The 12306-nt window shown below is 41.2% G+C and carries 8 protein-coding genes; 1 reads left to right on the forward strand and 7 read right to left on the reverse strand.

Translation table 11 applies throughout. From position 1 onward, the window contains the following. Nucleotides 1–213: 213 nt before the first annotated feature. Nucleotides 214–1683, reverse strand: coding sequence for a diguanylate cyclase (locus tag AAEY94_RS02635; protein WP_350977254.1), 1470 nt, complete (start codon nucleotides 1681–1683; stop codon nucleotides 214–216). A gap of 153 nt (nucleotides 1684–1836) precedes the next feature. Then, nucleotides 1837–6390: an ATP-binding protein gene (locus tag AAEY94_RS02640; RefSeq protein ID WP_192115420.1), complete on the reverse strand. Its 4554-nt coding sequence runs from the start codon at nucleotides 6388–6390 to the stop codon at nucleotides 1837–1839. Nucleotides 6391–6519: 129 nt separating this feature from the next. Here AAEY94_RS02640 and AAEY94_RS02645 point away from each other — a divergent pair, with 129 nt between their 5' ends. Beyond that, nucleotides 6520–7431, forward strand: a complete 912-nt coding sequence (locus tag AAEY94_RS02645) for a LysR family transcriptional regulator (RefSeq protein ID WP_101086187.1) — start codon at nucleotides 6520–6522, stop codon at nucleotides 7429–7431. A 162-nt stretch (nucleotides 7432–7593) separates the two neighbouring features. Here AAEY94_RS02645 and AAEY94_RS02650 read toward each other — a convergent pair whose 3' ends face one another. From AAEY94_RS02650 to AAEY94_RS02670, 5 genes are read right to left on the reverse strand one after another with little or no spacing between them, the layout of a single operon-like run. Further along, the gene (locus AAEY94_RS02650; RefSeq protein ID WP_162022260.1) at nucleotides 7594–8928 is read right to left on the reverse strand and encodes a transporter; all 1335 of its coding nucleotides are present in this window, start codon (nucleotides 8926–8928) and stop codon (nucleotides 7594–7596) included. Nucleotides 8929–8957: 29 nt separating this feature from the next. Beyond that, the gene (locus tag AAEY94_RS02655) at nucleotides 8958–9671 is read right to left on the reverse strand and encodes a hypothetical protein (protein WP_101086188.1); all 714 of its coding nucleotides are present in this window, start codon (nucleotides 9669–9671) and stop codon (nucleotides 8958–8960) included. Between the two features lie 10 nt (nucleotides 9672–9681). Continuing rightward, nucleotides 9682–10386 (reverse strand): C39 family peptidase, encoded by a 705-nt coding sequence (locus AAEY94_RS02660; RefSeq protein ID WP_242445110.1) that lies wholly within the window; start codon nucleotides 10384–10386, stop codon nucleotides 9682–9684. Between the two features lie 54 nt (nucleotides 10387–10440). Further along, complete coding sequence (locus AAEY94_RS02665) at nucleotides 10441–11511, reverse strand: FapB/FapC family functional amyloid domain-containing protein (RefSeq protein WP_101086189.1); 1071 nt, start codon at nucleotides 11509–11511, stop codon at nucleotides 10441–10443. Nucleotides 11512–11536: 25 nt separating this feature from the next. After that, nucleotides 11537–12154: a FapB/FapC family functional amyloid domain-containing protein gene (locus tag AAEY94_RS02670; protein WP_335690597.1), complete on the reverse strand. Its 618-nt coding sequence runs from the start codon at nucleotides 12152–12154 to the stop codon at nucleotides 11537–11539. Nucleotides 12155–12306: the final 152 nt, after the last annotated feature.

Consider the following 12306-nt stretch of genomic DNA (forward strand, 5'->3'; position numbering starts at 1 on the left):
ATAAAACAATTGACTAAAATATAGTAGATTATTTTTTAGTCTTAGGGGTAATTTGACCGAAAAATGTTAAATTTTAGATGAAATACCTAAATCGGCATTTTTAGAACCACATAATGTCGCGAAACAACATCACACCACAACAAATATGCATTTATTCACATAAAGATCGATTTTTGCTAATGGCACAAACATCCAGCAAGATGTGGTTTTTATCTACGCACTACAATATTGATTACGCCCAGACTGCTTAGCTTTGTATAACGCGGCATCGGCTCGTTCAAAGCAAGCTTGTATAGGTTCATTCTCGCCCAATAAGGCAATCCCGAAACTACAAGTCACGTTAATATTGTGATAAAAATGAAAATAACTAAGTTCATCAGTAATTCGTTGGCAAAGCTCAGTGGCATCGTGTAACTGTACATGCTGACAAACCACCACAAACTCTTCACCGCCCCACCGGGCTACAACGTCAAGCTCCCTTACTGATGCTTGTAATACTTGTGCGACTTGAACTAATATTTTGTCTCCAATTGCATGTCCATGTAGGTCATTTATTGCTTTAAATAAATCAATATCCATGATGATCAAACTCATCTTGTTGTTCTGACACATTTTTTTCAGAGGCTGCCTTGCATCATCTAAAAAGGTTTGATTAAAATATTGGCGGTTATACAATTTTGTCAGCGGATCATGTTGAGCCAAAAAATCGAGGTCGCAATTTTTCTTCTCCAGCTCTAACTGTAATTTTTGCAACTGCTTGTTGCTGGTTTCTAAATGAAGGTTGTACTTGCTCACACACATTGTTCGGTAAAGCAGAAATAAGATAAACATTCCTAAAGCAGTCACCACTTGGATCACTAGGCTGTAATCAATGTCTTCAATAACAGTAATATTATGCCATTTTTTATAAATTGAAATATGGTCTGCCTTAGTAATTTTTGCCAATCCAGCATTAATCTGTGGCAGCAAACCTTGCTTTGCATGAGTAACGCCAATACGTAACTCATCTTCAGGACCACCCCAACCCGCTATTTTTAGCGAGGTTAACCCGTGTTGTTGAATATACGCGTTAACAGAAAACATCGACCCTACGAAGACATCCGCGTCACCGTTAGCCACCTTTTCCAATCCTTGTCGCTCATTATCAGTCAACACGGTATTGATAGTCGGGTAAAATTGTTGGATATATTCCACTAGACGATAATCTTTGGGTATAGCCAATAAGCGATCACCGATGTTTTCAAAGCCTTGTAAAAAAGGTTGGGATTTTAATGACACCAAGACGTTTGGAGATTTAAAAAAAATATCGCTAAAAGAGAGATAGGCGTCGCGTTTGGGGGTTTGATTTAAAATGGGGGTTAACTCGCATGTACCTTGTTTGAGTAATTCTAAACTCTGTCGCCAAGACGAGGTGGGCACTAACACAAAAGCCAAATCGGTATAGTCGGTTAATAATGCTAAATAATCAGATGAAATACCAGTATGACGGCCATCGACAATGGCTTCATAAGGTAACCAATCTGGATCAACACAATAACGGATGATATTACGGTTTTTTGAATTGATGGCAGACTGACTCTCAACCACCGAAGCACTGGCATGCTTAGCGTTAATCAAATTAATGAATATCAACAGCGTAATCAATAATACGCTGTTGAACTCAAGTCGACTCAATGTTCGCATCATTTTTCAAAATAGTATGCTCCAACAATATGGTCCAACAAATTAGTTGAACCAAAAGTGTATATACTCTTAAGTGTATTACAACATACGAAAGTATGACAAAAAAATACCCGCTAAATAGCGGGTATTTTATTCAACAATCAATCGTAGGTATTACGCTTCGATGGGTAATATCACAAACAGTAAGTCGCCTTGTGAAACTTGCTGTCCATTGCTATTAAGAATACGTTCAATACGATACTTTTGGTCTTCAGGATATAACACACCTGTTTGACGATTAAAGCCCGCTAACGTTAGTTGAGAGAACATCTTCATTGCTTCCATCAATGCCAATGTTTGTTCAACCGTGACAATGTCACCTTCTTTAACAAAGTCTGCTTCACCTGGTGCTGGAGAGGTATAGAAAATACCTGCACCTTGAGCCAATACTTTCAACTCGTTGCTTTCGCCAACACGTAATGATTCAGTATCAACCTCAATCGCTTCTGCTGCCGCTTCCATTTCAGCAATCAGTGCTGGAATGTCTAACTCAGCCATTAAGCGTGGCAAGTAGTTTGTGTCATACACCCCTTCGTTGAAGGTTGGATCTTTAAGGATAAGCTTCAACAATGGAATGTTAGTCGCAATACCTTTAATCACTACGCTATCTAAGTAGGCATACATTTTAGACACAACGTCGGCACGGTCAGTACCTCGTATAATGATCTGTGCGATCAAGCTGTCATAGTATGGCGATACTTCCTTACCCGCTGCTGCAATCGAAATAATTTCTACATCGTCACGCTGAGGCAATACACATTCAGTGATTTTACCAGGATTAGGAATAAGCTGAAGAATACCGTGGCTATCAAGCGCCGCTTTTTCCGCCGTCACACGCACTTCCATGGCGTAACCTTGGTCTATTGGCTGTAGATTTTCAATTGAACGACCCGCAGCAATATCAAACTGCGCGCTAACAATATCAATACCCGATGTCGCTTCAGTCACAGGATGCTCTACTTGAAGACGTGTGTTCATCTCCATGAAGTACACTTCGTTAGCATCTAAGTTATAAATAAACTCAACGGTACCTGCGCCCATGTAATCGGTCGCTTCACCTAACGCACGAGTGTATTCCATCACGCGCTGTTTGAGCTCTTCAGGCAACATAGTCGAACCAGACTCTTCAATCACTTTCTGGTTATTACGTTGCACTGAACAGTCGCGAATACCCAATACTTTGGTATTACCAAATTTATCACGCAGTAACTGCACTTCAATATGACGTAATGAGGTAACGTATTTTTCTAAATACAAATCGCCATTACCAAACGCAGCGGCGGCTTCTGTCGCAGTTTTCTGGAAGAAACCAATCATGTCCTCAGGGCGTTTAACAACCTGAATACCTTTACCACCACCACCTTGCACCGCTTTTAACAGCACAGGATAACCAATTTCAGACGCTACGTTCACGGCTTGTTCTGCGTTTGTCAAAATACCATGACTACCAGGAACAACCGGCACATTTTGCTTTTGAGAAGTATGGATAGCATTAGATTTGTTACCCATGGTCGTCATTGAATGCACACTCGGACCAACAAAGTTGACCCCATTGTTAACACATAATGCCGCAAACTGTGGGCTTTCTGACAAGAAACCAATACCTGGGTGCAACGCATCAACGTTTTCATACTCAGCGACTTTCAATACTGAGTAAGCATTGAGGTAACTTTCATCTGAAGTATTACCACCAATACACACAAGCTTATCAGTATCTTTCAGCATATCTGCTGGAACAGATGTCATGTCTGGGTCTGAGGCCACCAACACCACATTAATGTTGTTGTCGTGTGCTTTACGAATCAGTTTAACTGCCGTACAACCACGAGCATGCACTAGTACTTTATGGATAGGCTTCATCAATGCACGAGGATCGTCCTGTACAATAACATCTTCTAGCTCAATCACTTCAGGCACTAAAGTCGACAACGCTTTGCTAATCACGTCTTCAATCTTAATTGTCGGTAATGGCATCAGTGGATCAATACCCGACAACTGAGTGTCTAAGGTGTCGCTAAATGGATTATGAACTAACCCCGTCATTGCCCCTGGCACTTTAGATAAGTAGTTAGACAATGTGGCTGTAGATGGTAAGTACGCAGGTACCACCATTTGACCAGCAAACGGCATATTGGTGCCAGAAAGATAGTAAGTCTGCACTAAAGGATGGGTTACAAAACTGGCTTGAGCACCACCAGTACAATCACCAAAACCAAACATCAATACCGGTAATTCGTTATCACGAATAAAGCGCGTAATACGGTCGTTCACGACCGCCATTGAAAATAATGCCGCTGCACCTTCTTTAGTTTGCATACCACCAGAGCTGATAAAACAAATGACCGGTAATTTACGCTTAGCACATTCAATTAATAGCGAACTGAATTTTTCAGCACTGGCCATATCAAATGCACCCGCTTGGAATGCCGTATTTGAAATGGCAACACCAACACGTAACTTACTGCCATTATTATTAAAGTCAGCCAGACCGGTAATTAAACCACAAGGGCGGATCTTTTTATCAATAGCATCTTCAATCGATAAACGGAAACCAGGGAAGTTAAGCATGTTAGCTGACATTTTGTCGGCATCAATTTCATCAAACTTAGTAAAGAACTGTTTGATAATATTTTCCCAGCCCATCTTGCCTTGTTTTTTCTCTTCGCGAAGAATTTTTTGGATCAGTAAGTCTTGGTAACCCATGGTTAAACGGTTCCAAAAATCCTTACGACGACCAATACGTACAGGGTTAATTGTCCCAGTGTATTTATCGTGTTCATCTTCACTATCAAAGTACTCTGGTAATAGACGCTCGAAGAAATAAGTTAAGATTACAAACAGCGAATCGTTTAACTGCGGGAAACCCACACTCTTCCATTGCTCTACACGAGTAAGCAATTCAGCACGATTCGATTGATCCATAAAGTATTTAAGCCACTTATAGAACTTGCTCTTGTCGTTAGCTTTGTCGCTTGTCGATAATGCGTTATCAATCGATTTGTGGAGTAATTTATCCACTGATTCACGAGATAAACTTTTTGACATCATGGCTTCTTTCGAAATTGACGCCAAGCTGCCTACGACATTGTCATATAGCGCATTGAAGATAAGCACGTTATGACACTGCCAAATAAAGTCTGCGCGTAATTCATCATTAACCACAATATCCAACACAGTAAGCTGACTTAGCTCAGGCCATGGAGCTTGCGTTGTAGATTTAGGCAGTGACTCTAAATGCTTAATTAAGCCATTGAAATTGTTAGCGGCGTTACTTTTCCAGCGATGATATAACGACCAACCAATGTTAAATAACAATGCTTTACGTGCTTTTTTATAGTTCTCTTTTGGTTCACCCAAAATAAAACGTGTAATCACGTTACGTTCGGCAGAAATGTCTTTACGTTTAGCGCTGAATGTACCCCAAAGTTTATTCAGTTCTTCATCGTAAACAAGCTTATCTGGGTTGGTTAACCACGCCTGGAACACGCGTTCCTGTTCTTGCTTAATGCGCGCTAACAAATCACCTTCTGGCACGCTCACTTTTGATAAACGACCATACTGTTCTTGTGAGATTGAATGAATACGGCTACGCAAGGTCAAATAACGCAAATAACGATATGCACTACCAAAAATATTGTGGTACATCGTTGGGTTATTGGCGACCGATAAGCGGGTATTATTTTCAAGTGTGAGCAGATTAGCCGACGGCGCTAAATAACGCTGTAAACTGCGATCATAATGCTCTTTTAAATCGGTAGATTCGCGCACAAAGTTCATTGCTGCACGTTCAACGGCTTCAATAGAACTGATAATCGCACGACGGAAATTATGCTGACGCTCATCTTTATCTGATGGAGTAAAATCGATAATGCCGTCAATACACCCAGCGGTATATAACTCTTCTGGTGACACGCCTACCGATTTAGCACATTCCTGCCATGACAAGTTGTACTTACGCGCAATGCTCTGTAAACCTTGTGGCTGAATGGTGTTAAAAATACCATCTCGTACAGATAGTAAAATGTTCGCTGCAGCTAATGGAATTGCACCACCTGAATAGCCTGCACCAATCACAATACCGACAGTCGGTACATCAACATTCGCACTTTCAGCAATCGCTTTAGAAATGGTATGCGCTTGATTTTGGCTATTGGCAATTTCGCCAGCATCTGCACCAGGAGTATCAATTAAATATACTATTGGCATCGACAATTCTGCGAAGTGACGGATCGCCTTACATGCTGCAAGATGGTGTTCTGGCATCCATGCACCGTTTGCGGTCGTGCGCTCTTGCGCAATAAAACCGATACGGCGAGTACGAGTACCAAAGTTAAGTTCCACTTCAGCACGGTAAAACGGTCCGATATGACTTTCGGCAATAATCTTGCCTTTTAAGTCAGCGATCATACGCTTCGCGCCTGGGCGGTTTTTATCCAAAGTCGGTTGAATAACTTTATTGACATAACCGTCAACGTCTAAAGATGCCAAACTCTTCAAGTTTGATTGAATGGAATCTTCTGTTAATAATCCTTTCACTTCTTCAGATAAACTCTGCTTGTTATGAGCAGGAAATAATGAAAAGTCTTTAGCCAAGTGTTCAGCTTGTAAGAAAAGTGGGTCAGCCGATAGTGCTTGAGTCTTGTTAGCGGGCTGCTTTTTGCTGGTCATCCTTAGATCCTCTGCTTATATAGCCTCTGAAAAATTTTTTTAGCCCGTAAATATAACTTTGTTAATGGGTAAATTACCATATAAACTAGCTTGGACGCTTTGTTCCATAATTGAGACAGTGAGGTTTGAATGCCCGATTTGAACGGTATGATGCTGTTTGCAGCCGTTGTTAGAGCAAAAGGATTCTCTCAAGCAGCACGAGAGATCGGACAACCTAAATCAACAATTAGTCGTAAAGTTGCTCAATTAGAAGAACAACTCGGGGTACGATTACTGCAACGAGACACCAGAAATTTAAGTCTGACTCAAGTAGGCGCATTATTTTTTCAACATTGTGATTCTATTAGTCATGAAATTGAAGCGGCCAAAGCCACCATAGAAAACACCCATAATGATATTTCTGGTGCGTTACGTATCGCCATTCCGGTATCATTTTCACAAGATGTTATCGGCCATTTATGTTCTAGTTTTATGCGCCTTTATCCCAATATAGAACTCGATATTCAATTTACCGATAACGATGTCGGGCTTGTGGGTGAAGGTTACGATATCGCAATTAAGTATGGTCCACTACAGTCATCTGATCTTGTCGCCAGGTTATTATTTGAACGCCAGCCTATTTTGGTTGCAAGCCCTGGTTACATTAAAAAATTCAGCAGCCCTGCAACACCACAAGAATTAACTCAGCATAACGGCATTTTACTCGGCACTACACTGTCGGCACCCATTTGGGCATTAGGTAAAGGTAACCGTAAAATAATGGCGACCTTTAAACGTAAAGTGCGAGTTAATAGCGCCAGTATGGTGAAACGTTTAGCGTTGGATGATTATGGTATTGCCATGCTTTCTAATACTAGTTGCAAGCAAGAACTTGCAACCGGAAGCTTGGTGCCCATTTTACAAGAATGGCCAATGGAACCGTTTAAAGTGTATGGGGTGTATTCAAGTCGCCGTCAACTAGCCAGTAATATAAGTGCTTTTTTAGACTTTTTCACCAAACGATATACCAGCCAAGAATCACTGAATTCGATGATGAGTTAAACTATACACCGTCAAACGGGTCACCATCGGGTCTTTGTTATGCATATGGTCTCGCATCAACCCCAGAATCATTAGCTCAAATAATAACCTCAAATGGCCTAAATAAGCCGTTTGAGGTTATCTCGATTGAGAAACATATAACGCGAAGCTTTCTGAACAGCACTAAAATCGATACGGAAATCGCAGACTGATTTGGTAGTCTGGTGAATCTTCTGTTAGTCCAGCACCCATTGATGTCACCATAGACAGATTGGGCGATAAGGCTAACGTAGCACCAATGCCTAAGCTTGCAGTGTTGGTGTCAGTACGAGGGATTTTCTCCCACTCTCCACCTTCCGGTCTTTGTTTGGTCTTACTGTAAAATCGCTGATTAAAGCTCATACTCAAACTCATTCGTTCGGAAACCGCAAAGGCCAATCCCACGCTGTAATCCAGATAATTGCCTAAATCAATTTCACCGGGGCTTAACCCTGGTGCGCCAGATAAGTCATCAAAGCTTTCTTTAAAACTAGCACCGTAATTTAAATTAAAAAACACAATCGCAGGATCAAACGTTTTTGCTAAGCTAAACCCTGTCGATACCCCCCAAACACCTGAACCCGTTGCCATTTCTGTAGGATAGGTTAAATTGCCGGTATCAGATGTTTCAAGCGAGATCCCAAAAGGATCTTTTCCCGTTGGCGCGCGAACTCTGAAGTTCCATACCCAATCGGGCCAATCTACAGATTCAGTATTAATGCGGTAATAAACTGCACCACTGACATCACCCATTTGACCACCACTAATTTTAGCCGTTTCATATCGTTGACTAGAGTTGCCTTCCCCCACAGAGTCATACTGAGTCCAACGATATAGATACGGCAAACCGAGCTCAAACTGCCAGTTTTCATTTAATGTATAGCGGGTAGTGAGATCCAATCGTGTTGTATTAGTGCGAATACGATCTAGGTTTAAGTTACCCAAAAAAATAGCATCAAGTGCTAAAAAGCCTCTAAGAATGAGATCTTTACGGCTGTAGTAACTATAGGTAAATGAGGGTTCTACGGTAAATTTCCGAGAGAAGACATTATGTGCTTCTTGTAATACATCATCAGTACTTCTTGCTCTGTCTGGCGCTTTTTTTCGTTCTGTTGTGTTGCTAGCGATTGCGCCTTGCTGGCTTGATTGAACATCTTGTCGCTCGGCTGACGATGTTGCAGATGATGGTGCAGATGATGGAGTTGATGGTTGCTTAGTCGTTGAGGCGAGATCTTTCGTGCTGGCTTGTCTGTTTAATACCTCTTGCTTGAGCACCTGTTGAGCCATCTGATTAATGGTCTGTTGCTGTAATTTAATTTGTTGATTCAACTGAATCAGTTTCTGTTTAAGTACTGCGATATCTTGTTCAGATAAGGTTGTTTCTAAGGCTGGTTGAGGATCAGTATCTGCAGCATACGCAGGTACTGCCAATATTCCAGGCAGGATCACTGCGACAGCTGAGGTCCATTTCTTATTCATAAATACATCCTTGGCTTGTACAAAATGAATTAAAATCCTAGTGCGGTTAAATCGCTGATTTGCCTACCAAGTATATTTGACTCAATTGGTCCAACAGGCATACCGTCATACCTTAGTGTAGACTGGTTTATCACTCCATGACTGAGTCCATCAATAAAAATGCTTTGAACTAACTGACCATTGCCATTTTGATAACTAATACCTTGACTGGCTCTGCCTGAGGCCAGTTCGACCTGATAGCCAACTGTATTACCGTTAGCCGAAAACGTGGTGTTGCCATTATTACTCACAAGCGTTGTGCCGACGGCAACATTAATCCCTTGCAGTAGCGGGGTTAATCGCCCTTGAGCCATATCTAATTCATTGACGGCTAAGTTTTTACTCCCAGCGATTTGAATTCGTTGTTGTAATCCTGCTGTTTGACCCAAAGCATCTAACTGAAACCCATTGTTACTACTAATGGCATTGGGATCGCTGATAGTAATATTCACTGAGGGCTGATTGTCGACTTGAGAAAACTCAATTTGCATTCCAACTTGTTGCTGGACACCATTATCTTGAATAAACTGCGTTTGCATCTGCAAGCCAAAGTAATAATCTTGGCCATTATTAGTGTATTTACCTTTCATTGATTCCAATTCAAAGTCTGTCAGCACTTGGCTATGTTGGAATACCGTCAATGAAGGCGAGCTGGCCATAACAGGTGCTGCAATCGTCAGTAATAGCATCATGCTTAGTTTCATAACTTCCTCCTTAAAGCATATCTGAATAAGAAAAACCAAACTCAAGTAACTCAGCATCCGTCATAGGTGAGAGCGGATCGAGTGCCTTAAACGTTAGTTTTGCTCTTGGATGTAGTAATGGATTATCACGTCGATACTCTTGCCCAATAACCACAAATACAACCCCATTCCACTTTTGAGTAAACTCATCCATTGTCATGATCCTATTACCTAATGCGGGATCGCCTAAATAGACTTCTCCGCGATCATGTCGACGAAAAACCACAAAGTGGCTATAGCCACCATCATTAAGTAATACAATGGCAGGTATCTTGAGCAACAACATTTCAGCTTCACCGACTTTATATCCCCGCCCCCTTAATCCTTGAGATTGCAGATACCGTTTCATATTAAGCAGTGAAAATCCTTGCTCTTGTACCAATGTCAGATCGGCATGCTCTAACATGCCAATTAACACTTCCTGCTCATTTATATCTTGACGGTCATAGGCATATTTCAACAAGCTAGCTAGACTTGCGGCACCGCATGAAAAGTCGGTTTTTTGCTCTATAACATGCTCAAATTTTCGCTCACGTATACTCTGGATAGATTTAGAATAGGTTCCCATACCCGGCACGACACCCGTTAATGGGATATCTGCTGAGTAACTGTAATAAGTGAGACTAAAGCTGGACATGATCAGCAGTGCAATCATTAAATTAGTTATGTCGCGCATAAGATGAATCAGGGGGTTACCCCCCTGCCTTATTCATAACGTATCATGAGGTCTTTACTCGCCAGAAATAATCTCTGCAGGACCCGTAATGCTTGTTAAAGCAAGGTTATTTGACTGAAGGTTACCCGTACCACTGGCCAAGTTAACCCCAATGTTACCCGATGCATTCTGGAAGGCTGTTCCAGCTAATAATGAAGAATTATTAGACTTCTGAAGCACAGTTTGAACAAAGAAAGGTAATTGACCACTCACGGTACCATTAAGCGCTAAATCACCTTCTTCATCAAAGGTCATCACTTCAGCACCAGATGGGTTTTCTGTATCAAAATCAACATGACCTACTACAGTTCCTGTTCCTGAATTATGTTCTCCGTCACCTTCTAAAATAATTTCTGGATAATAGGCATCATTTAAAGCGGACGTACCTTCATAGGTTCCTCCGGCATCAAGAACAAGATCCACATCGACATATTCCACGCTATCCTGAACAACCCCTATATTCATCGTGCCGTTATGCCCAGTACTTTGCACATTAGACACACTGGCTTCACCTAAACGACCATTGTATGAAGACGCGGCCATATTGTTAGCCTGAATATTGTTGTTACCTGCAGCAACATTGACACCAATATTACCTGAGGCATTCATGAACGACGCACCATTGATGGTTGATGTATTAGTTGAGGCTTCGTTCCACACACCATTAAAACCACCCATTTGAGTACTGAAGATTTCAGCATCACCAGAGCCAAAAGCAAAACCGGCATCAATAGAAGCTAATGCAGCTGAGTTACTTTGCGCATTAAAATCACCTGCCGCTTGGTTAACACCAATATTACCGCTTGAGTTTTCAAACGCATTACCAGATATTTTAGCGTCATTATCGTGATAATAATTTTCAACTAAATTTGCGCTAGTTTCCTGTACATTTTCAACTACAGCCATGCCTAAACCATTAGCCGTGATAGTGCCTTCAATGGTCACTTTACCTTTATATTTAAGCTCTTTAGATACATCTATTTTTTTATCTAATTCAACACTACTGTCTGAATCTGTCATTCCATTTGCATATGCAGAACTACTCATTATTGCTGCAATACTTAGCACTAGAGTGAGTTTTTTCATCTTCCATTCCTCCGATCGATGATTATTAATTCCCGCTTGGTAACTGCAACGAGAACTGGTTAATGGCAACATTATTGTCACCAGAAATTTGATTAATCTGCATCACACCCTGCGCATCCAAAAAACTGTCTGGAGCGATGTCGGCCTGATAGTGTGATAATTGATAAGATGACGGAGCCAATTGGCTCGACACTTGAGTTAAGGCTTCATCATTCAACCCTTGCCCTATGATGGTTTCTAGGGTCGAGTCCATGGCAATGCTGCCTATGTTAGCTTGTATGTTTTGCTCACCGCTGACTTGATTAATACTGGCTAAGCCTTGAAATTGAGCAAAGGCTTGGCTGTCTATTACTGCAGTAAGTTGCTTATTAAATTCTGATAATGATGTTGGTTGCGATAATTGGTTGTAATTAATCGTTTGGATAGACGTGCGTTGGCCTAATGCATGGCTGTTAGACTGAATATTAAAATCGCCAGCAGCTTGGTTGATACTTGCCCGACCTGCGCCTTGCATCACATGTGAACCAATCACCGTTGAATCATCAGCGTATGAATGAGCAACCAGCAATAGCGCACTGAGCTGTATTGCTCGCTTCAATGATAATTGCAACAATTTGCAATGTACCTGGCTAATGATTTCCATAAGATGTTCCTTCCATATTTGATAAAAGGATATAGCAACCCTTATGCCAAACATGAAAGTTATTAAATTTCATATAGATAGCGTTTTCTAGATCAAGAGGGATTCTTAAAGTTAAGAATAAAAATAGCTAGGTTATTGATATAAAGCTTAAT

Source organism: Shewanella sp. AC34-MNA-CIBAN-0136 (assembly GCF_040309945.1).
Lineage (GTDB): Bacteria > Pseudomonadota > Gammaproteobacteria > Enterobacterales > Shewanellaceae > Shewanella.